20 protein-coding genes are annotated in these 22,554 nt (G+C 52.2%); all 20 read left to right on the forward strand.

Annotation, left to right across the window (positions count from 1 at the left end; genetic code table 11):
* The first annotated feature begins 19 nt into the window (after positions 1-19).
* The 20 genes from wcaA to pseC all read left to right on the forward strand — a co-directional run bounded on the left by wcaA (position 20) and on the right by pseC (position 22,550).
* Entirely contained in the window at positions 20-865 is an 846-nt protein-coding gene (wcaA, locus tag DES37_RS03345; protein ID WP_036115043.1) for a colanic acid biosynthesis glycosyltransferase WcaA, read from the forward strand.
* A 3-nt stretch (positions 866-868) separates the two neighbouring features.
* The gene (gene wcaB, locus DES37_RS03350; protein WP_110025050.1) at positions 869-1,357 is read left to right on the forward strand and encodes a colanic acid biosynthesis acetyltransferase WcaB; all 489 of its coding nucleotides are present in this window, start codon (positions 869-871) and stop codon (positions 1,355-1,357) included.
* Positions 1,354-2,568 (forward strand): glycosyltransferase, encoded by a 1,215-nt coding sequence (locus DES37_RS03355; protein ID WP_110024837.1) that lies wholly within the window; start codon positions 1,354-1,356, stop codon positions 2,566-2,568. The genes wcaB and DES37_RS03355 overlap by 4 nt, the downstream gene beginning before the upstream one ends.
* Positions 2,543-3,763: a colanic acid polymerase WcaD gene (gene wcaD / locus DES37_RS03360; protein ID WP_110024838.1), complete on the forward strand. Its 1,221-nt coding sequence runs from the start codon at positions 2,543-2,545 to the stop codon at positions 3,761-3,763. The genes DES37_RS03355 and wcaD overlap by 26 nt, the downstream gene beginning before the upstream one ends.
* Positions 3,764-3,774: 11 nt before the next feature.
* Entirely contained in the window at positions 3,775-4,527 is a 753-nt protein-coding gene (gene wcaE, locus DES37_RS03365) for a colanic acid biosynthesis glycosyltransferase WcaE (protein WP_110024839.1), read from the forward strand.
* A 128-nt stretch (positions 4,528-4,655) separates the two neighbouring features.
* Entirely contained in the window at positions 4,656-5,231 is a 576-nt protein-coding gene (gene wcaF, locus DES37_RS03370) for a colanic acid biosynthesis acetyltransferase WcaF (RefSeq protein WP_036115062.1), read from the forward strand.
* Positions 5,232-5,275: 44 nt separating this feature from the next.
* A complete protein-coding gene (gene gmd / locus DES37_RS03375) occupies positions 5,276-6,397 on the forward strand; it encodes a GDP-mannose 4,6-dehydratase (RefSeq protein WP_110024840.1) in 1,122 nt (373 codons plus the stop codon).
* Positions 6,398-6,399: 2 nt separating this feature from the next.
* Positions 6,400-7,365, forward strand: coding sequence for a GDP-L-fucose synthase (fcl, locus tag DES37_RS03380; RefSeq protein WP_110024841.1), 966 nt, complete (start codon positions 6,400-6,402; stop codon positions 7,363-7,365).
* Between the two features lie 2 nt (positions 7,366-7,367).
* Positions 7,368-7,847 carry a GDP-mannose mannosyl hydrolase gene (locus tag DES37_RS03385; protein WP_036115071.1) on the forward strand — a complete coding sequence of 160 codons (480 nt, stop codon included), beginning with the start codon at positions 7,368-7,370 and terminating at the stop codon, positions 7,845-7,847.
* Entirely contained in the window at positions 7,844-9,070 is a 1,227-nt protein-coding gene (gene wcaI / locus DES37_RS03390) for a colanic acid biosynthesis fucosyltransferase WcaI (protein ID WP_036115074.1), read from the forward strand. The genes DES37_RS03385 and wcaI overlap by 4 nt, the downstream gene beginning before the upstream one ends.
* A 3-nt stretch (positions 9,071-9,073) precedes the next feature.
* Positions 9,074-10,519 carry a mannose-1-phosphate guanyltransferase gene (gene cpsB, locus DES37_RS03395; RefSeq protein ID WP_110024842.1) on the forward strand — a complete coding sequence of 482 codons (1,446 nt, stop codon included), beginning with the start codon at positions 9,074-9,076 and terminating at the stop codon, positions 10,517-10,519.
* A gap of 74 nt (positions 10,520-10,593) precedes the next feature.
* Positions 10,594-11,964 carry a colanic acid biosynthesis phosphomannomutase CpsG gene (cpsG, locus tag DES37_RS03400; RefSeq protein ID WP_110024843.1) on the forward strand — a complete coding sequence of 457 codons (1,371 nt, stop codon included), beginning with the start codon at positions 10,594-10,596 and terminating at the stop codon, positions 11,962-11,964.
* Between the two features lie 161 nt (positions 11,965-12,125).
* Positions 12,126-13,520, forward strand: a complete 1,395-nt coding sequence (gene wcaJ / locus DES37_RS03405) for an undecaprenyl-phosphate glucose phosphotransferase (RefSeq protein ID WP_110025051.1) — start codon at positions 12,126-12,128, stop codon at positions 13,518-13,520.
* Positions 13,520-14,998: an MOP flippase family protein gene (locus tag DES37_RS03410; protein WP_110024844.1), complete on the forward strand. Its 1,479-nt coding sequence runs from the start codon at positions 13,520-13,522 to the stop codon at positions 14,996-14,998. Before wcaJ ends, DES37_RS03410 begins: the two co-directional genes overlap by 1 nt.
* Before the next feature lie 120 nt (positions 14,999-15,118).
* Positions 15,119-16,399, forward strand: a complete 1,281-nt coding sequence (gene wcaK / locus DES37_RS03415; RefSeq protein WP_110024845.1) for a colanic acid biosynthesis pyruvyl transferase WcaK — start codon at positions 15,119-15,121, stop codon at positions 16,397-16,399.
* A 2-nt stretch (positions 16,400-16,401) separates the two neighbouring features.
* Positions 16,402-17,622, forward strand: coding sequence for a colanic acid biosynthesis glycosyltransferase WcaL (wcaL, locus tag DES37_RS03420; RefSeq protein ID WP_110024846.1), 1,221 nt, complete (start codon positions 16,402-16,404; stop codon positions 17,620-17,622).
* Positions 17,623-17,639: 17 nt separating this feature from the next.
* Positions 17,640-19,043, forward strand: a complete 1,404-nt coding sequence (wcaM, locus tag DES37_RS03425) for a colanic acid biosynthesis protein WcaM (protein ID WP_110024847.1) — start codon at positions 17,640-17,642, stop codon at positions 19,041-19,043.
* Between the two features lie 193 nt (positions 19,044-19,236).
* Complete coding sequence (galF, locus tag DES37_RS03430) at positions 19,237-20,136, forward strand: UTP--glucose-1-phosphate uridylyltransferase GalF (RefSeq protein WP_110025052.1); 900 nt, start codon at positions 19,237-19,239, stop codon at positions 20,134-20,136.
* A gap of 264 nt (positions 20,137-20,400) precedes the next feature.
* Positions 20,401-21,399 carry a UDP-N-acetylglucosamine 4,6-dehydratase (inverting) gene (gene pseB, locus DES37_RS03435; protein ID WP_110025053.1) on the forward strand — a complete coding sequence of 333 codons (999 nt, stop codon included), beginning with the start codon at positions 20,401-20,403 and terminating at the stop codon, positions 21,397-21,399.
* On the forward strand, positions 21,399-22,550 hold the full coding sequence (gene pseC, locus DES37_RS03440) for a UDP-4-amino-4,6-dideoxy-N-acetyl-beta-L-altrosamine transaminase (RefSeq protein ID WP_110024848.1): 1,152 nt from the start codon (positions 21,399-21,401) through the stop codon (positions 22,548-22,550). Before pseB ends, pseC begins: the two co-directional genes overlap by 1 nt.
* Positions 22,551-22,554 lie beyond the last annotated feature (4 nt).

Raw genomic sequence — 22,554 nt, forward strand, 5'->3', positions numbered from 1 at the left:
GCTAATGGGGAATGGAAAGATGACCACACCATCGCGCCCTCTGGTATCTATCTATATGCCGACATGGAACCGTCAGCAACTGGCTATTCGCGCTATTAAATCAGTGCTGCGCCAGGATTTTGACAACTGGGAAATGATTATTGTGGATGACTGTTCCGAATCCTGGGACCAGTTACAGGCCTTTGTCGAATCGCTTAACGACCCGCGCCTGACTTATATTCACAACGACATCAACAGTGGTGCCTGTGCCGTGCGTAACCAGGCGATTTTACGCGCTCAGGGTTCTTATATTACCGGCATTGACGACGACGATGAGTGGATGCCAAACCGGCTTTCCTCATTTTTGGCGCAAAAACACCAACTGGTGAGCCACGCGTTTTTATACGCCAACGACTACATTTGCCAGGGCGAAGTGTACACCCAGCCCAACAGCCTGCCGCTGTACCCAAAATCACCGTATTCCCGCAAGCTGTTTTTTAAACGCAATATTATTGGCAACCAGGTGTTCTCGTTGGCAAACCGCTTTAAAGAAAGCCTGTTTGATACCCAACTGCGTGCCGCGCAGGATTACGACATCTTCCTGCGCATGGTGATGTCGTGGGGCGAACCCTGGAAAGTGGAAGAAGCTACGCAAATTCTGCACATCAACCACGGTGAAATGCAGATAACCAAATCGCCGAAACAGTTCTCCGGCTATTTCAATTTCTACCGCAAACACAAAAGCAAATTCGACAAAGCCAGCAAGAAATACCAGTTGTTCACGCTGTACCAAATCCGCAACAAACGGATGTCACTGCGTACACTGCTGGCACTGTTCTCTGTGCGTAATTCACGCCGTCTGGCGTATGGGCTGCGAGGAAAATAAATGCTGCTGGAAGATTTACGCGCAAATAGCTGGAGCCTGCGCCCTTGCTGCATGGTTGTGGCGTACCGTTTTGCTCACTTTTGCTCCGTATGGCGCAAAAAAAGCGTGATTAACAATATCTGGGCAGCACCATTACTCCTGCTGTACCGCTTTATCACTGAATGCCTGTTTGGTTATGAAATCCAGGCCGCCGCCACGATTGGCCGCCGTTTCACTATTCACCACGGTTACGCAGTGGTTATCAATAAATTTGTGGTTGCCGGAGATGATTTCACTATTCGTCACGGTGTCACCATTGGTAACCGCGGGCCAGACAGCCTGGCCTGCCCGGTCATTGGAAACGGTGTGGAACTGGGCGCGGGCGTCATCCTGATAGGCGATATCAGCATTGGCAACAATGTGACGATTGGCGCGGGAAGCGTCGTACTGGACAGCATTCCGGATAACGCGCTGGTAACAGGTGAAAAAGCGCGAGTGAAGGTTATTAAATGAATATTCTGCAATTTAATGTACGCCTGGCAGAAGGCGGCGCGGCCGGGGTCGCGCTGGATCTGCACCAGCGTGCGCTGAAGCAGGGCTGGCAGTCTCGTTTTATTTATGGCTATGGCAAGGGCGGCAAGAAAAGTGTCAGCCACGATAACATCCCCCATGCCGAAAAACACACACCGCAACTGGTTTCCATGATTAACCTTGCGCTGTTTCGGGTTCTGAACCGCGACCCGTTCGGCAACCTGAACAACCTGTATAGCCGCCTGCTGGCAACGAAAGGCCCGGTGGTTTTACATTTTCACGTATTGCACAGCTACTGGCTTAACTTTGCTTCTGTGGTGGATTTTTGCCGCCGCCTGAAAGCCGCCAAACCCGATGCCACCCTGGTATGGACCCTGCACGACCACTGGAGTATTACCGGGCGTTGCGCATTTCTTGATGGCTGTGATGGCTGGAAAACGGGCTGCCAGGCGTGCCCGGGGCTGAATAACTACCCGCCGGTAAAAGTCGATTTGGCAGCAAAGCGCATAGATAAAAAACGCAGCCTGATCAATACCATGTTGGCACTGGGCTGCCAGTTTATTTCCCCCAGCCAGCATGTGGCGCAGGCGTTCAACAGCCTGTATGGGGCAGGGCGCTGCCAGGTTATCAATAACGGAATAGATCTGGCTACCGAAACCATTCTGGCAAACCTGCCAGATGCACCGGCAGAAAACAGCAAACCACGGCTGGCTGTGGTAGCTCATGATTTACGCTACGACGGCAAAACTGACCCGCAACTGGTGCGCGACATTATTGCCCGCGGCGACGTGGAAGTGCACACCTTTGGTAAATTCTCGCCTTTTGAAGGTGCGAACGTGGTCAACCACGGTTTTCTGACTGACAAAGCCGCGTTAATGCAGGAACTCAACCAACTGGATGCATTGCTGTTCAGCTCCCGGGTAGATAACTACCCATTAATTCTGTGTGAAGCGCTGTCCATTGGTTTACCGGTCATTGCCACCCACAGTGAAGCCGCGCAGGAAGTGCTCAGCAAAGTGCAGGGTGTCACGGTGGATAAAGCGCAGGCGAGTGGGCTGGCGGCGCAGCGCCGGAGTGAACTGGCGCAAACTCTGTTTGGTTCATCTCTGAATGATTTCAAACAACGCAGCCGCGCAGCGTTCAGTGGGCAACAGATGCTGGAGGAATATGTCTCGTTCTATCAGAGTCTGTAGCTACCTCATCCTGCCGTTCACCTACCTGGTGGTGAATGTGAAGCTGGCGCAAATTGGTGCCAGCTTCCCAATAACGGTAGTGACATTTATGCCCGCCATTTTGCTGCTGTTTTTAGAGCGTATCAGCCTTAAAAAGCTGTTTGTCGCACTGGGCATTGGCGCCGGGCTGACAATTTACAACTACATTTTCGGCAAATCACTGGATGCCAGTAAGTACGTCACCTCAACGCTGTTGTTTGTCTACATCGTTGTGATAATCGGTATGACATGGAGTTGCCGCTTTAAACCTATTTCACTGCGTAACCACCGCAAACTGTTGCGGGCGTTTTATGTGGTGGTAGGGATTATCGTGATGATAGCCGCGGCAGAAATGGCGCAAATATTACTCACTGGCGGCAGTAGCCTGATTGAGAATATATCCAAATTTCTCATATACAGTAACAGCTATGTACTCAATTTTATTAGCTTTGGTGGGAAACGAACCACAGCACTGTATTTTGAACCGGCATTCTTCGCCCTGGCACTAATCTCAATTTGGCTCAGCATCAAGCAGTTTGGTATCAAAACGCCGAAAACTGATGTTATGATTCTTGCAGGGATTGTTCTCTCGGGGTCCTTTTCCGGTGTAATGACGTTTATCATGTTTTATTTGCTGGAGTGGGCATTTCAGTACCTGAATAAAAGCGCTATCAGAAAGAAACTACCGCTGGCAATTATTTCTCTTGCGGTTTTCTTGGTGGGGCTGGTACTGGGGTTCCCTTATATAGCAGAACGTGTTGGTGATCTGGGAACCGCCGGGTCTTCTTCGTACTACCGTATTATTGGTCCACTGGTAATGGTGGGTTATTCATTAACCAATATTGACGGAATAGTCCGATTTGGCTCGCTTTACGAATATGTCGCATCATTCGGAATTTTTAACGGTGCGGATGTGGGTAAAACCATAGACAATGGGTTGTATCTGCTGATTATTTATTTTTCCTGGTTCGCAGTTGCTTTAACAGTCTGGTACATGACTAAAGTGGCAAAAATGGTACCTGCAGCTTTTGGTAATAACCGTAACTATCGCGTGCAGTTATATTTATTTATGCCTTTGTCATTGTTCTTTACTGGTTCAATTTTTAGCCCGGAATATGCGTTTTTAATTGTCTGCCCGTTTATTTTGCGCAAAGCGCTGGCGCAGACAGTATCCTGAAGAGGTTCGCTATGGCGTTTTTAAGTGTGATTACTGTTGCTTTCAGAAATTACGCAGGTGTTGTAAAAACCTGGCAATCTCTGGCTCACCTGGAACAGGCGGGTATCCCGTTTGAGTGGATTGTGGTAGATGGACTGTCACAAGACGGTACGGAAGAATTTCTCGAAAACTGTAATGGCCAGTACAACTTACGTTATGTGAGCGAGAAAGATAAAGGCATTTACGATGCCATGAACAAAGGCATTGCCATGGCTCAGGGCCAGTATGCCATCTTCCTGAACTCGGGTGACGTATTCCATGCCGATGTGGCGGAATTTGTTCGCCAAATGCAACAAGACAGTAATAAAGGCAAGGTAATGTACCTTGGCGATGCTCTGCTTGATTTTGGCGATGGCAATAAGTTACGCCGCACTGCGAAACATGGCTGGTATATTTACCACAGCCTGCCAGCAAGCCATCAGGCAATATTTTTCCCGGTAAATGGTTTAAAACAATACCCTTATGATCTGAAATACCGTGTGTCATCAGATTATGCGCTGACTGCACGTATGTATAAATTAGGTTACCGGTTTAAACGCATCAAATGTTTGGTTTCTGAATTTTCAATGGGAGGTGTCTCAACCTCTAATAACATTGAATTATGTCAGGACGCAAAAACTGTACAACGCAAGATACTGCATGTTCCTGGTTTTTGGGCGGAATTGTCTTATCAATTGCGCCTGAGAACGACAGGTAAAGCTAAGGCCTTATATAACAAAGCCTGATAATTAAATTGGCCTGATTTAGACGAAGTGCCTGGTTGATACTGGAAATATTCATATAACACAGGGTTTAGCAATAATCACCTGAGATATGAAGGGGTTCCCATGCACTATACCGCTGAGGATTAACTATGCAGGATTTAAAAAACTTCACCGTTCCGGCGGGGTTTCGTGGTGCCGGTGGCATTAAAGTTCAATTATGGTGGGCTGTACAGGCCACCTTATTTGCCTGGTCACCACAAATTATGTACCGCTGGCGTGCTTTCCTGCTGCGTTTATTTGGCGCACGCATTGGCAAAGGGGTGGTAATTCGCCCTTCAGTCAAAATTACTTATCCGTGGAAATTAACCCTGGGTGATTACGCCTGGGTGGGTGACGACGCCGTACTGTACACCCTGGGAGATATCACCATTGGCGCAAACGCCGTGGTGTCCCAGAAGTGCTACCTGTGCACCGGCAGCCACGACTACATGAGTGACTACTTCGATATTTCCGCGCACCCCATCGTGATTGGCGAAAAATGCTGGCTGGCGACAGACGTATTTGTCGCGCCTGGCCTGACGATTGGCGATGGCACCGTAGTGGGTGCGCGCAGCAGTGTTTTTGCATCATTGCCCGGCAACGCAATTTGCCGTGGCAACCCGGCAGTGGTGATACGCAAACGCGTGGATACCCAACCTGTGTCTTCAATGGAAGGCGCAGCCTGAGACTCCCAACGAAGTCCGATAATTATTCACAGAGGAAAATGAATATGAGTAAAGTGGCTCTTATTACCGGCGTAACCGGACAGGACGGCTCTTATCTGGCTGAATTCCTGTTGGACAAAGGGTATGAAGTACATGGTATCAAGCGCCGTGCTTCCTCGTTTAATACTGAGCGCGTGGATCACATCTACCAGGATCCGCACACCACCAACCCGAAATTCCACCTGCATTACGGTGATTTGACGGATACCTCCAACCTGACGCGCATCCTCTCTGAAGTTCGCCCGGACGAAGTGTACAACCTGGGGGCAATGAGCCACGTAGCCGTGTCTTTTGAATCTCCGGAATATACCGCTGACGTGGACGGCATGGGCACCCTGCGCCTGCTGGAAGCCATTCGCTTCCTGGGCCTGGAAAAGAAAACCCGTTTCTACCAGGCATCCACTTCTGAACTGTATGGTCTGGTGCAGGAAATCCCGCAGAAAGAAACCACACCGTTCTACCCGCGTTCACCGTATGCAGTGGCAAAACTGTACGCTTACTGGATCACCGTAAACTATCGTGAATCCTACGGCATGTACGCCTGTAACGGCATTCTGTTTAACCATGAATCCCCGCGCCGTGGCGAAACTTTCGTAACCCGTAAAATTACCCGCGCTATCGCCAACATTTCCCAGGGCCTGGAAAAATGCCTGTATCTGGGGAACATGGACTCCCTGCGTGACTGGGGCCATGCCCGCGACTACGTAAGAATGCAGTGGATGATGCTGCAACAGGACAAACCAGAAGACTTCGTTATTGCCACCGGTGTGCAGTATTCCGTGCGCCAGTTTGTGGAAATGGCGGCAGCTCAGCTGGGTATCAAACTGCGCTTTGAAGGCAAAGGCGTGGAAGAGAAGGGCATTGTTGAATCGGTTACCGGCCACGATGCACCGGCAGTGAAACCCGGCGATGTGATTGTGGCAGTAGACCCGCGTTACTTCCGCCCTGCTGAAGTGGAAACCCTGCTGGGCGACCCAACCAAAGCACACGAAGTTCTGGGCTGGAAACCAGAAACCACCCTGCAACAAATGGTTTCTGAAATGGTTGCCAAAGACCTGGAAGCAGCGAAGAAACACGCACTGCTTAAAGCCCACGGTTATGAGGTGGCTATCGCCCTGGAGTCCTGAGCATGACAAAAAAACGTATCTTTATAGCCGGCCACCGCGGGATGGTGGGGTCGGCTATCGCCCGCCAGCTCGCGCCGCGTGAAGATGTGGAGCTGGTGCTGCGTGGCCGGGACGAGCTGAACCTGCTCGATTCCGCCGCGGTACATGCCTTCTTTGCAGAAGAAGGCATCGACCAGGTCTACCTGGCGGCGGCCAAAGTGGGGGGTATTGTGGCGAACAATACCTACCCTGCTGATTTCATCTACGAAAACATGATGATCGAAAGTAACATTATTCACGCAGCGCATGTGAACAACGTGAATAAGTTGCTGTTCCTTGGCTCGTCGTGCATTTACCCGAAACTGGCGCACCAGCCCATGAAAGAAAGTGAGCTGCTGCAGGGCCAACTGGAGCCAACCAACGAGCCCTATGCCATTGCCAAAATTGCCGGTATCAAGCTGTGCGAATCTTATAACCGCCAGCACCAGCGCGACTACCGCTCTGTGATGCCCACCAATTTGTACGGGCCGCACGATAACTTCCACCCGAGCAACTCCCATGTGATCCCGGCTCTGCTGCGCCGCTTCCATGAAGCCCGCATTCAGGACGCGCCGGAAGTCGCCGTGTGGGGCAGTGGCAACCCGATGCGCGAATTCCTGCATGTGGATGACATGGCCGCTGCCAGTATCCATGTAATGGAACTGGACGCAGAAGTGTGGCAGGAAAACACCGAACCTATGCTGTCGCACATTAACGTAGGTACCGGTGTGGACTGCACCATTCGCGAAATGGCAGAAACCCTTGCCCGGGTTGTGGGCTACAAAGGCCGTATTGTCTTTGATGCCAGCAAACCGGATGGCACCCCGCGTAAATTACTGGATGTGACCCGCCTGCACAGCCTGGGCTGGTACCACGAAATTAGCCTTGAAGCAGGCCTCGCCAGCACCTACGCGTGGTTCCTTGAACACCAGGATCGTTTCCGGGGGTAACCATGTTTTTAAGTCGTGAAGCGTTTGCCACAGTGGTGGAAAGCACTCCGCTTATCTCCATTGATTTAGTCGTGGAGAACGAGCGCGGCGAATACCTGTTAGGGCGGCGTAACAACCGCCCGGCACAAGGGTACTGGTTTGTGCCAGGTGGCCGGGTGCAAAAAGACGAGACGCTGGCCCATGCGTTTGAACGCCTGACAGAAGGCGAGCTGGGCTGCAAAATTCCCATGGAACAGGGGGAGTTTTATGGCGTCTGGCAACATTTTTACGACGACAACTTCGCCGGTGATGCGTTTACCACTCATTACATCGTGCTGGGTTTCCGCCTGAAAGTGAACACCAGTGACTTGCACCTGCCGGACGAACAGCATGCCGACTGGCGCTGGCAGAAACCTGAAGCCGTCCTCAACAGCGAAGACGTTCACAGCAACACACTGGCCTATTTTGACAAGGCACGCCGTGCCGGAGTGCCCGGCCTATGAAAATTCTGGTCTATGGCATCAACTATGCACCGGAACTGACCGGCATTGGCAAGTACACCGGTGAAATGGTGGACTGGATGGTGAGCCAGGGCCACGAGGTGCGGGTGATTACCGCGCCTCCTTACTACCCACAGTGGAAAGTGCAGGGTGAGTATTCATCCTGGCGCTGGCGTAAAGAACAGCGCAACGGCGCAACCGTATGGCGTTGCCCACTGTATGTCCCGGCAAAACCGTCAACGATAAAACGCCTGCTGCACCTGGGGAGCTTTGCCGCGAGTTCGTTTTTCCCGCTGATGGCTCAACGCAGCTGGAAGCCGGACCGCATTATTGGCGTGGTTCCCACCTTGTTTTGTGTACCGGGCATGCGCCTGCTGGCAAAACTCAGCGGAGCGCGCACGGTACTGCATATTCAGGACTACGAAGTAGACGCCATGCTGGGCCTTGGCATGGCAGGGAAGGGCAAGGGCGGCAAGCTGGCAAAATTCGCCAGCCTGTTTGAACGCAGTGGCCTGCTCAATGTTGACCGGGTTTCCACCATTTCGCGCTCCATGATGAATAAAGCGCGGGAAAAAGGCGTGGACCCGGCACGGATTATCTTCTTCCCCAACTGGTCTGAAGTGGCACGCTTTCGCCAGGTGGATGACCAGGCGGCACATGCCTTGCGTGAACAACTGGGCATACCGGACGGGCACAAAGTGGTGCTCTACTCCGGCAACATTGGCGAAAAACAGGGGCTGGAAAGCGTGATTGATGTGGCTGCACGCTACACCGATGAACCCTGGGTATTCGTTATTGTCGGCCAGGGTGGGGGCAAAGCACGGCTGGAAGCGCTGGCACAGGAGCGCGGCCTGCACAATATGCGGTTTTTCCCGTTGCAACCCTATGAAGCGCTGCCTGCATTGTTGCGCATGGGGGATTGCCACCTGGTTATCCAGCGCCGTGGCGCGGCGGATGCCGTACTGCCTTCCAAACTCACCAATATTCTCGCCGTTGGCGGTAACGCAGTGATTACTGCCGAGCCGGAAACCGAACTGGGCCAGTTATGCACCAGTGTGCCGGGTATTGCCGTGTGTGTGGAACCAGAATCACCCGATGCACTGGCAGCAGGGATTATTCATGCCCTGAACATGCCGCAGGACAACACGGTGGCACGTGAATATGCCGAACGCACGCTCGAAAAAGAGAACGTGTTAAGCCAATTTCTCGCTGATATTCGGGGTTAAATCATGAGTCAGTCATTACTTTATCCGGTCATTATGGCCGGGGGCTCCGGTAGCCGCCTGTGGCCACTGTCCCGGGTACTTTATCCTAAACAGTTCCTCTGCCTGAAAGGGGACCTGACAATGTTACAGTCCACACTGCACCGCCTGGACGGCATTCCCTGTGAAAGCCCGGTGGTTATCTGTAACGAGCAACACCGTTTTATTGTTGCGGAACAGCTACGCCAACTGCACATGCTGACAGAAAACATCATTCTGGAACCGGCCGGGCGCAACACCGCGCCTGCCATTGCCCTGGCTGCGCTGGCCGCCAAACGCCAGTGCCCGGACAACAACCCGCTGATGCTGGTGCTGGCCGCAGACCACGTTATCCAGAATGAAGACGCGTTCCGCGATGCCGTGCGCGCCGCCATGCCATTTGCCGAAGCAGGAAAACTGGTGACCTTCGGCATTGTGCCAGACCAACCGGAAACGGGTTATGGCTACATTCGCCGCGGCGAAGTGCATAACCTGACTAACGACGCGACCGATGCTGTGGCCTTTAACGTGGCGCAGTTTGTTGAAAAACCAAATTTGGCAACCGCGCAAAACTACGTGAATACCGGCGAATACTACTGGAACAGCGGGATGTTCCTGTTCCGTGCCGACCGTTACCTGGAAGAACTGGCCAAATTCCGCCCGGATATTCTCGATGCCTGCCAGCAGGCAATGAACGGCGTTGACCCTGACCTGGACTTTATCCGTGTAGCCGAAGAAGCCTTCCTGGCCTGCCCGGATGAATCCATTGACTACGCGGTAATGGAAAAAACCGCCGATGCAGTGGTGGTGCCAATGGACGCAGGCTGGAGTGATGTTGGCTCCTGGTCTTCGTTGTGGGAAATCAGCCCGAAAGGGGAAGATGGCAACGTGCGCCACGGCGATGTTATCTGCCATGAAACCCAGGACAGCTATGTGTATGCCGAATCCGGCCTGGTCACCACCGTTGGGGTGAAAGACCTGGTTGTGGTGCAAACCAAAGACGCCGTACTAATTGCCGACCGCGACCACGTGCAGAACGTGAAAAAAATCGTTGAGCAAATCAAGCAGACTGGCCGCCAGGAGCACCGGGTACACCGCGAAGTTTACCGCCCGTGGGGCAAATACGACTCAATCGATGCCGGTGACCGCTACCAGGTGAAACGCATTTCAGTGAAACCCGGAGAAGGGCTCTCTCTGCAAATGCACCACCACCGTGCCGAACACTGGATTGTGGTGGCAGGCACCGCCAAAGTCACACTGGGTGAAGAAGTAAAACTGCTGGGTGAAAACGAATCCATCTACATTCCGCTGGGCGTGACACACTGCCTGGAAAACCCCGGCAAGATCCCACTGGACCTGATTGAAGTGCGCAGTGGCGCATACCTTGAAGAAGACGACGTAATCCGGTTAGCCGACCGTTACGGGCGAATTTAAATAAAAAGCGTTATTCAACTGCAGTGCGCACCGCGCCTGCGGAAGGCTGACTGTTGCCTGAAGAAGGGAAAACGATGAGCAAATTAACCTGTTTTAAAGCCTATGATATTCGTGGCCGCCTGGGTGATGAACTGAATGAAGATATCGCCTGGCGTATTGGCAGGGCCTATGGCGAATACCTCAAACCGAAAAGTATTGTGGTGGGCGGCGATGTTCGCCTCACCAGTGAAAGCCTGAAACTGGCACTGGCCCGCGGCCTGCAAGACGCCGGTGTGGACGTGCTGGATATTGGGATGTCTGGCACCGAAGAGATCTATTTTGCCACCTGGCACCTGGGTGTGGATGGCGGCATTGAAGTGACTGCCAGCCACAACCCGATGGACTACAACGGCATGAAACTGGTGCGCGAAGGCGCCCGCCCAATCAGTGGCGACACCGGCCTGCGTGATGTCCAGCGCCTGGCGGAAGCTAACGACTTCCCACCGGTTGACCCGGCCAAACGCGGCAGCTACCAGCAGATGGCAACCCGTGAAGCCTACCTCGACCACCTGTTCTCTTACATTGATGTGAAAAACATCAAACCCCTCAAACTGGTGGTGAACTCTGGTAACGGGGCAGCAGGCCCGGTGGTGGATGCCATTGAAGCACGCTGCAAAGCACTGAATGTGCCAGTGACCTTTATCAAAGTGCACAACACGCCGGACGGCAACTTCCCCAACGGGATCCCTAACCCTTTGTTGCCGGAATGCCGTGACGACACCCGTAACGCGGTGATTGAGCACGGAGCGGATATGGGTATCGCGTTTGATGGCGACTTCGACCGCTGTTTCCTGTTCGACGAAACCGGCCAGTTCATTGAAGGCTATTACATTGTTGGCCTGCTGGCTGAAGCCTTCCTGGAAAAACAGCCCGGGGCGAAAATCATTCATGACCCGCGCCTGAGCTGGAACACTGTGGATATCGTTACCCAGGCTGGCGGCACCCCGGTAATGTCCAAAACCGGCCACGCGTTTATTAAAGAACGCATGCGCCAGGAAGACGCCATCTACGGCGGCGAAATGAGCGCCCACCACTATTTCCGTGATTTTGCCTACTGCGACAGCGGCATGATCCCGTGGTTACTGGTGGCTGAGCTGTTAAGCGTGAAAGGCAAATCACTGGGCGAAATGGTGCGCGACCGCATGACTGCGTTCCCGGCCTCCGGGGAAATCAACAGCAAACTGGCTGAGCCGGTAACCGCGATTTCCCGCGTGGAACAACATTACGCACCCCAGGCAAGCGCCGTTGACCATACCGACGGTATCAGCATGGAACTGGGTGGCTGGCGCTTTAACCTGCGCAGCTCCAACACCGAACCCGTAGTCCGCCTGAATGTGGAATCCCGCGGGGATACCGCACTTATGGAAGCACGAACACAGGAAATTCTGGCGCTGCTGAATCAGTAACCCGCCAGGCAGAGTGGGTTGAGGCCCTCTCCCTCAACCTGCCGCAGCAAGGACGCTGCGTAGCTTGAGGGGGAACGGACGAATCAAACTGGAGATCGGTGATGGACAAAACAACTTACTCTGCCGCTATAACGCGCGCTTCTGCGCAGACAGGTAAAACGATGACAAGTCTCACAAAACGCGACCGTATAAAAACGAACGCATCGTTGATCTCTATGGTGCAGCGTTTTTCAGATATCACCATCATGTTTGTTGGCTTATGGGCTATCTGTAAACTTTTTGCGCTGCCTTTCTTTTATATGCATTTGCTGATGGCACTGGTTACCCTGGTCGTTTTCCAAATGGTTGGGGGAATTACCGACTTTTACCGCTCCTGGCGTGGTGTGCGCTTTGGCACTGAGATCGGGCTGCTGTTACAGAACTGGACCCTCAGCATTATTTTCAGTGCCGGTTTACTGGCATTCAGTAACGATTTTGGCGGCACCTTCAGTGTGTATTTAAGCTGGTATGTGCTGGGCGCGATGGGGCTGGTTATTTGCCGGGCCGCCATTCGTTATGGTGCCGGTTTCCTGCGTAACCGTGGGTACAACACCCGCCGCGTGGCCGTCGCAGGCGCAATGCCTGCCGGGTTGTCGCTGGTGGAAACCTTCTGCAACGAGCCCTGGATGGGGTTTGATGTAGTGGGCGTATACCACGACCCGGAGCCGGGCGGGGTACCAGACCGCTGGGCAGGCACCCTGGACCAACTGGTGGAAGACGCCAAAGCTGGCAAGATTCACAACGTCTACATTGCCATGGCAATGAAAGATGAAGTGCAACTCAAAGAGCTGGTTCACCAACTGGCAGACACCACCTGTTCCGTTATGGTTATCCCGGATGTGTTCACGTTTAACATCCTGCATTCACGCACCATTGACGTAAACGGCGTGCCGGTAGTTTCGGTATTCGATACCCCGCTCAATGGGGTGAACAGCGTGATTAAACGCATTGAAGACATCTGCCTGTCGGCCTTTATTTTGCTGCTGATTTCGCCTGTGCTGTGCTGCATTGCCGCCGCGGTGAAACTGAGCTCACCGGGGCCGATTATCTTCCGCCAGACCCGTTACGGCATGGACGGCAAACCCATCAAAGTGTGGAAATTCCGCTCGATGCGCGTCATGGAAAACGACAGTGTGGTTACCCAGGCCACCCGCAGTGACCCGCGCGTAACCCGTGTGGGCAGCTTCCTGCGCCGTACCTCACTGGACGAACTGCCGCAGTTTATTAACGTGCTGACCGGTGGTATGTCGATTGTTGGCCCGCGCCCCCATGCTGTGGCGCACAACGAACAGTACCGCAGCCTGATTGAAGGCTACATGCTGCGCCATAAAGTGAAACCTGGCATTACCGGCTGGGCGCAAATTAATGGCTGGCGTGGGGAAACCGACACCCTGGAAAAAATGGAAAAACGTATTGAGTTCGACCTGGAGTATATCCGCGAGTGGAGCCTCTGGCTGGACATCAAAATTGTTTTTCTCACTGTGTTCAAGGGCTTTGTGAATAAGGCGGCCTACTAATGAGCCTGAGAGAGAGAACCATCAGCGGAGCCAAATGGTCCGCTATCTCCACGCTGACCATTATCAGCCTGGGGCTGATTCAGATGACCGTGCTGGCGCGGATAATTGATAACCACCAGTTTGGTTTGCTGACCATTTCCCTGGTGATTATCGCCCTGGCGGATACGCTCTCTGACTTTGGTATCGCCAACTCGATTATTCAGCGCAAAGACATCAGCCAGTTAGAACTGACCACGCTCTACTGGCTGAATGTGAGCATTGGTATTGTGGTGTGCGTGGCGGTGTTTTCACTGAGCCACGTGATTGCCGGGGTGCTGCATAACCCGGACCTGGCGCCGTTGATCCAAACGCTGTCTGTAGCCTTTGTGATAATCCCTCACGGCCAGCAGTTCCGCGCTTTGATGCAAAAAGAGCTGGAATTCAGCAAGATTGGCGCGGTGGAATCGTTCTCGGTGCTTTCCGGGTTCACTTTCACTGTGGTGAGCGCCCATTACTGGCCAGTGGCAATGACCGCCATCTGGGGCTACCTGGTGAACACCACGGTGCGCACCACCCTGTTTGGTATTCTTGGCCGCAAAATTTACCGCCCGGGGCTGATGTTCTCCCTGAAATCGGTTTCGGCGAATATTAAATTTGGCGCCTGGCTCACGGCAGACAGCGTTATCAACTACCTGAACACCAACCTTTCCACTTTGGTGCTGGCGCGTATTCTGGGTGCCAGCGTGGCCGGGGGCTACAACCTGGCGTACAACGTGGCGGTTGTGCCACCCATGAAACTGAACCCGATTATTACCCGCGTACTGTTCCCGGCATTTGCCAAAATCCAGGACGACACGGAAAAACTGCGGGTCAATTTCTACAAGCTGCTCTCGGTAGTGGGGATTATTAACTTCCCGGCACTGCTGGGGTTGATGGTGGTTTCCGGCACTTTTGTACCGCTGGTGTTCGGTGAGAAATGGGCGTTCATTACCCCGATTTTGCAACTGTTGTGCATTGTGGGTCTGTTACGGGCGATTGGTAACCCTATTGGCTCTTTGTTGATGGCGAAAGCCCGCGTGGATATCAGCTTTAAATTCAACGTATTCAAAACTTTTCTGTTTATTCCGGCCATTATTGTTGGCGGCATGACGGGCGGCGCGCTGGGGGTAACTCTGGGCTTTTTACTGGTGCAAATCATTAACACGGTGCTGAGCTACTTCGTGATGATCAAACCGGTGCTGGGCTCCAGCTACAAAGAGTATGCCCTGAGTATCTGGCTGCCGTTCTACCTGTCTTTGCCCACCATTGTGGTGAGCTACGCCCTGGGGCTGGCAATGCACGGCCATGCTGCACTGGGTGTGGTGTTCACTACCCAGGTTGCGGCGGGTGTGCTGGCGTTTATTGCCACACTGGTGATTTCGCGTAACCCGCTGGTGGTGGAGCTGAAACGGCAGTTTTGCCGCAATGAGCGCCTGAAAACATTATTGCGGGCACAGTAACGCAGGCGAGCTGCTCACCTGGCTGATTTCCCTGATTTTTTACTTTAAGCATGTTCCCGGTTTACGGGCGGGGTGAGGACACCCCGATGCTGAACGGAAGAACCCCATTAAGAGGTCTGTATGAAATTACTGATTCTTGGCAATCACACCTGCGGCAACCGTGGCGACAGTGCCATTTTACGTGGCCTTATTGATGCCATTGCCACCATTGCGCCCCAGGCCGATGTGGATGTCATGAGCCGTTACCCTGTCAGTTCCGCATGGTTGCTGGACAGGCCAGTAATGGGCGACCCACTGTACAAACAAATGAAACAACACCTGAACGCCAGCGGCCTGGTAGGGCGGGTGAAGAAAGTATTGCGCCGCCGTTACCAGCACCAGGTGTTACTGGCAAAAGTGACCAACACCGGGCGTATGCGCAACATCACGCTGCCGCGCGGGTTTACCGATTTTGTTGGTGCGCTTAAAGAGTACGACGCCATTATTCAGGTGGGCGGCTCGTTCTTTGTCGATTTGTACGGTGTTCCCCAGTTTGAACACGCGCTGTGCAGCCTGATGGCGAAAAAGCCCGTGTATATGATTGGGCACAGTGTGGGCCCGTTCCAGGACCCGCAGTTCAACCAACTGGCAAGCTATGTGTTCGGCCACTGTGACGCGCTTATTTTGCGTGAATCCGTTAGCCTGGATCTGATGAAGCAAAGCAACATTGATACCCGCAAAGTGGAAGCCGGGGTGGATACCGCCTGGCTGGTGGACCACCAGGTTGACAGCTTTGCCCCCAGTTACGCGGTGCAGCACTGGCTGGATACCATCGCCAAAAAGCCCACAGTTGCCGTAACGCTGCGTGAACTGGCCCCGTTCGACAAACGCCTGGGCACCACCCAGCAAGCCTACGAGCAGGCGTTCGCCACTGTGGTAAACCGCATTATTGACCAGGGCTACCAGGTGGTGGCGTTGTCTACCTGTACCGGTATCGACAGTTACAACAAAGACGACCGCATGGTGGCGCTGAAACTGGCGGCTTATGTGAACCAGCCAGAAAACTACCATGTGGTTATGGATGAACTGAATGACCTGGAAATGGGCAAAATCCTTGCAGCCTGTTCACTGACGGTGGGCACGCGCCTGCACTCCGCCATTATCTCCATGAACTTTGGCACACCGGCAATTGCCATCAACTACGAACACAAATCCGCCGGCATTATGCAGCAACTGGGCCTGCCAGAAATGGCCATAGACATTCGCCAGTTGCTGGATGGCTCACTGGCCGGGTTAGTGGCAGATACCCTGGGCCAGCTCGATTCCCTGAATGCCCGTCTTAAACCGGCAGTGGATGCCGAACGCGCCAGTGGAATGGCCATGGTGAAAAGCGTCATTGAGCGGGTGCTGGAGGCCAAATAGCCATGAAAGTTTGCTTCTTTCTGCTGAAGTTTCCCCTTGCTTCGGAAACTTTTGTACTCAACCAAATCGTCGCCTTTATTGAAATGGGCTACGAGGTAGAAATTGTCTCCCTGGCGAAGGGAGACACCAAAAACACCCACACCGCTTACACCCAGTACAACCTGGCGGCGAAAACCCACTACCTGCTGGATGAACCCGAAGGGCGCGGAGCCAAAATGAAATACCGGCTGTCACAAACCCTGAAAGGCCTGGGGCGAGCCAGCACCTGGCGGGCGCTGAACATGAAGCGCTACGGTAACGAGGCCCGCAACCTGATTTTGTCTGCAGTGTGCGGTGGCTTGCCTGAACCCGTCACAGCGGATGTGTTTATCGCCCACTTTGGCCCGGCGGGTGTCAGTGCCGCCAAACTGCGTGAACTGGGTGCGCTGCGCGGCAAAATCGCCACTGTGTTCCACGGCATTGATATTTCCCACCGTGAAGTGCTGCAACATTACACCCCGGAATACCAGCAACTGTTTAACCGTGGCGACATGATGCTGCCTATTAGCGAGCTGTGGGCCAGCCGCCTGAAAGATATGGGCTGCCCGCCAGACAAAATCACAGTTTCCCGCATGGGCGTGGATATGGAGAAATTCACCCGCCGCCCACTGAAAGTACCTGGCACGCCGTTATCTATTGTTTCTGTGGCCCGGCTTACTGAGAAAAAAGGGTTGCACGTTGCCATTGAAGCCTGCCGCATTCTGAAAGCGCGCGGTGTGCCGTTTCGCTACCACATTTTGGGCATTGGCCCGTGGGAACGCCGCCTGAAAACCCTGATTGAACAATTCCAGCTGGACGACCAGGTCTTTATGCCCGGGTTTAAACCCAGCCATGAAGTGAAAGCCATGCTGGATGAAGCAGACTTGTTTTTATTGCCCTCCGTGACCGGCGCGGACGGCGACATGGAAGGGATCCCGGTGGCATTAATGGAAGCCATGGCAGTAGGGATCCCGGTGGTCTCTACCCTGCACAGCGGTATTCCTGAACTGATTGAATCCGGTGAATCTGGCTGGCTGGTGCCGGAGCACGATGCCGAAGCCCTGGCCGACAGGCTGCAGGCCTTTGCCCATGTAGGTGAAGAGGAACTGCGGCCGGTACTGGCCCGCGCCCGTGCCAAAGTGGAAGGTGAGTTTAACCAGCAGCGTATTTACCGGCAGCTCGCCGACCTGCTTCAAACGCTGTAAACCGAAACTGAGGATTTATGCCTGTACTTAAATCAACGCTTTCCCGCCGCCGGTTAATCCAGACCGGCGCAGCACTGGCTTCCTTACCGCTACTTTCCCGTTATGCCTGCGCCGCGGGCCCGTCTACTGTAAGTGTCAAAAACTTCTACCAGAGCAACTGGCCGGAGGCCTTTAAACAGGCATTCGCTGCGGCCGATGTAGTGGAAGTGCCGGCCGGGCTCACCTGCGACGGCTTCAACAGCGCGGTGTTTATCCCCGCCAATAAAAAGCTGTTAGTGAGCGGTGAAATTAAAGGCAATGGCAAAGGCCGGTTTGTGTTGCAGGATGGCTGCCATGTAACAGGGCAAAACGGCGGGCATTTGCACAATATTATTCTGGATGTGCGTGGCTCGGGTAACAAAATCACCGGCCTGGAAATGACCGGCTTCGGCCCGGTAATGCAGATTTATATTGGCGGGCGTAACCCCGGCAAGATGAGTGACCTCACCATAGATAACCTGCATGTTCACCACGCCAACTACGCTATTCTGCGCCAGGGGTTCCATAACCAGATGACTGGCGTGCGCATTACCAACTGCCGGTTTAACGACTTGCAGGGCGATGCCGTGGAATGGAATGTTGCGATTAACGACAGCGATATTCTGATTTCCGACCATGTTATCGACAACATTAACTGCACCAACGGCAAAATTAACTGGGGCATTGGCATTGGGCTTGCGGGCAGTACCTACGACAACAACTACCCGGAAAGCCAAACAGTAAAACGCTTTGTAGTGGCGAATATTACCGGTAGTAACTGCCGCCAGTTAGTGCATGTGGAAAACGGCAAACACTTTGTGATTCGCAATGTGAAAGCGCGCAACATCAGCCCGTTGTTCAGCCGCAAGGCAGGGATTGATAACGCCACCGTCGCTATTTATGGTTGTGATGATTTTGTGATAGATAACATAGATATGGTGAATAGCGCAGGTATGCTGATTGGTTACGGTACTGTGCGCGGCAAATATTTATCTATTCCACAGAATTTCAAACTGAATGACGTGCGGCTGGATAACCGCCAGGCAAAACTTCCGCTGCGCGGCATTCAAATTTCTTCCGGCAACGATACTTCGTTTGTGGCAATCACCAACCTGAATATTCAACAGGCCGGGATTGAATTGCATAACAAGCCGCAGCACCTGTTTTTGCGCGATATCAACGTGGTGCGCGACCGGGCAGACGGCCCGGCATTAAAATTGCATTTCGATTTACGTAAAGATGTGCGCGGGCACTTTTCAGCGCGGGAAGACACGCTGTTATCTATGGCAAACGTGCATGCGGTCGATACCCATGGCACCGCTTCGGTGGATATCGACCGCATTGACCAGGTGCATGTAAACACCAAACAACTGAATTTTGCACTACCGCGCCATGGTGCGTAGAGCTTGTTATTTTTCGGTACAGATATCCTGACAAATGGTTATGCCCTGTACGGATAATGCCGAAAAGCAAACTTTTCAATTTATTTCGATTGTGCCGGGCGCTAATATGGCGAGCCAGGCACTGTTAACAAAACGTGCTGGCGCGAGAGTGCCAAAGGACTATAATTCCTCAACCAGTGAGGTGGGAGTGAACATGAGTAATTTGAAGGCCGTTATTCCGGTAGCCGGTTTGGGAATGGCAATGCTGCCAGCCACCAAGGCAATTCCTAAAGAAATGCTACCCATCGTCGACAAACCCATGATTCAGTACATTGTCGATGAAATTGTGGCCGCAGGGATCAAAGAGATTGTTCTGGTTACCCATTCCTCTAAGAATGCCGTAGAAAACCACTTCGATACTTCCTATGAGCTTGAAGCCCTGCTGGAACAGCGTGTTAAACGCCAGTTGCTTGCTGAAGTTCAGTCTATTTGCCCGCCAGGCGTAACGATTATGAACGTTCGCCAGGCGCAGCCGCTTGGGCTGGGCCATTCCATTATGTGTGCACACCCAACCATCGGCGACAACCCGTTTGTGGTAGTTCTGCCAGACGTAGTGATTGATAACGCCAGTGCAGACCCGTTGCGCTACAACCTTGCTGCCATGATTGCCCGCTTCAATGAGCACGGCCGCAGCCAGGTGCTGGCGAAACGTATGGACGGCGATTTATCGCAGTATTCCATTATCAAAACCGAAGAGCCGCTGGAAAACGAAGGTAAAGTTAGCCGTATTGTGGACTTTATCGAGAAACCAGACGAACCCCAGGTAATGGAATCAGACCTGATGGCCGTTGGGCGCTATGTGCTCTCTGCAGATATCTGGCCTATTCTGGCCCGTACACAACCCGGTGCCTGGGGCCGTATCCAGCTTACCGACGCCATTGCCGAACTGAACCAAACCCAGCCGGTTGAAGCCACCCTGATGACAGGCGAAAGCTACGACTGCGGCAAGAAAATGGGCTATATGCAGGCGTTTGTGAACTATGGCCTGCGTAACCTGAAAGAAGGGCAGAAGTTCCGCGATAGTATTAAGAAGATGTTGGAAACGAATTCCTGACATCTATGGAACCAGACAGTTAGTAAAAATTGATGATGCGAAGTGACCACCGGTCTGCCAGACTTGAGTGGTCCTTCGCTTTTTTGCTTTGTATAGCAAGATAATTTGATGATAGCAGTGCACTGGTAGCTGTAGAGCCAGGGGCGGTAGCGTGGTTTGCTATATGCTGTTGTAATGCAAATCGCTATCTGGATAATGAAAACGATTGTGCTTCACTCTGGAGCCTGATCTTTTTCAATGCGTAATAATTCATTGGTGGAATCAATGTTCGATAATAAAACAATACTTGTTACTGGTGGTACTGGCTCATTTGGGAACAAATTTGTTCGAATGACTCTCAGCAAATACAACCCCAAGAAAATCATCATCTATTCCCGTGATGAAATGAAACAATGGGAGATGGCGAAGCATTTTAAAAATGAAGAACGTATTCGCTTCTTTATTGGTGATGTGCGTGATAAGGATCGTCTGTATCGTGCATTAGATGGTGTTGATTTTGTCGTACATGCAGCAGCAACAAAGATTGTTCCAACCGCAGAGTACAACCCGTTTGAATGTGTTAAAACCAATATCAATGGCGCAATGAACGTTATTGACGCATGTATTGATAAAGGTATTGAACGTGTTGTTGCCCTTTCTACTGACAAAGCAAGTAGTCCGGCAAACCTCTATGGCGCAACCAAGCTGGCTTCCGACAAATTGTTTGTTGCTGGTAACTCCTATTCCGGCGCACATGGAACTCGCTTTGCTGTTGTTCGCTACGGTAACGTAATGGGCTCTCGTGGTTCGGTTATTCCTTTCTTCTTGTCGATCAAAGATAAAGGTGTTTTACCTATCACTGATGACCGTATGACTCGCTTTATGATCACCCTTGAACAAGGTGTTGAATTGGTGTGGCATGCTTTCGAAGATATGGTTGGCGGCGAAATTTATGTGAAAAAAATTCCGTCAATGAAAGTAACCGACGTTGCAACCTCCATTGCACCTGATGCCAAACAAGAAATTATTGGTATTCGCCCTGGTGAAAAACTGCACGAACAAATGATCAGTGCAGAAGATGCTCATTACACGTATGAATACCCGGAACACTTCAAAATTTTGCCTGCAATTCACGACTGGTACAACACGCCAGAACGTATCAAAGATGGTAAGAAAGTGCCGGAAGGGTTCATCTATGAAAGTGACAGCAACAGTGAATGGATGAGCATTGACGAACTGCGCCAGTGGGTGGAAGTGAATAAGGACAAAGTAGGTAATATTTAATGAAAAATATTCCTTACGGTCGCCAGGATATCTCTGATGAGGATATTGCTGCTGTAGTTGCGGTATTAAAATCAGATTTTCTGACGCAAGGGCCAAATGTGCCCGCATTTGAAAAGGCAATTGCTGACTACGTTGGCGTAGAGCATGCTGTGGCCGTAAATAGTGCGACATCCGCATTGCATATTGCTTGTATGGCGCTCGGCCTGGAAAGCGGTGACTGGCTGTGGACAACACCAAATACTTTCGTCGCATCAGCTAACTGTGGCCGCTACTGTGGTGCCAATGTAAGCTTTGTTGATATCGATAAAGATACCTACAACATGAGCGTGGATGCGCTTAAAGATAAGTTAAAGACAGCGAAAGCAGCCGGAAATTTACCTAAAATTGTTGTTCCTGTAGCTTTTGCCGGGCAATCATGTGAGATGGCTGAAATTCATGCGCTTTCCAAAGAGTATGGGTTCTTTGTTATTGAAGATGCTTCACATGCTATTGGTGGTAATTATCTCGACACGAAGATTGGCTGCTCAAAGTATGCTGATATTTCGATTTTGAGTTTTCACCCAGTAAAAATTATCACTACTGCCGAAGGTGGTATGGCATTGACTAACAATGCTGAACTGGCAGAGAAACTGCAGTCTTACCGCAGCCACGGGATTACACGTGATCCAAAACGCATGACTCATGAAGCGGATGGTGCATGGTATTACCAGCAAGTTGAGCTGGGGCTGAATTACCGCATGACTGAGCTTCAGGCTGCATTAGGTGTCAGTCAGTTAAAGCGTATTGATGAGTTCGTTGCTACACGCCATAAGCTGGCAAAACGTTATGACGAATTACTTGCTGGCCTGCCTGTCACTACGCCTGCTCAGGCTAAATCAGGCCATAGTGCTTTGCATCTCTATCCTGTTCAGGTTAAAGATGCAGCAAAACGGCAAGCTCTTTTTGACTTCATGCGCAGTAAAGGGATTGGCGTGAATGTGCACTACATTCCCGTACACACTCAACCATATTATCAGGAATTGGGTTGTAAGCCTGGTGATTACCCTGAAGCTGAAGCCTACTATTCACGAGCTCTGAGCCTGCCTTTGTACGCTACATTGACAGAGGCCGACCAGGATTATGTAGTGGATTGCATCCGGGAGTTTTTCTAAAAGA

This window comes from Mangrovibacter plantisponsor (genome assembly GCF_003182475.1).
In the GTDB taxonomy this organism is placed as follows: Bacteria; Pseudomonadota; Gammaproteobacteria; order Enterobacterales; family Enterobacteriaceae; genus Mangrovibacter; species Mangrovibacter plantisponsor.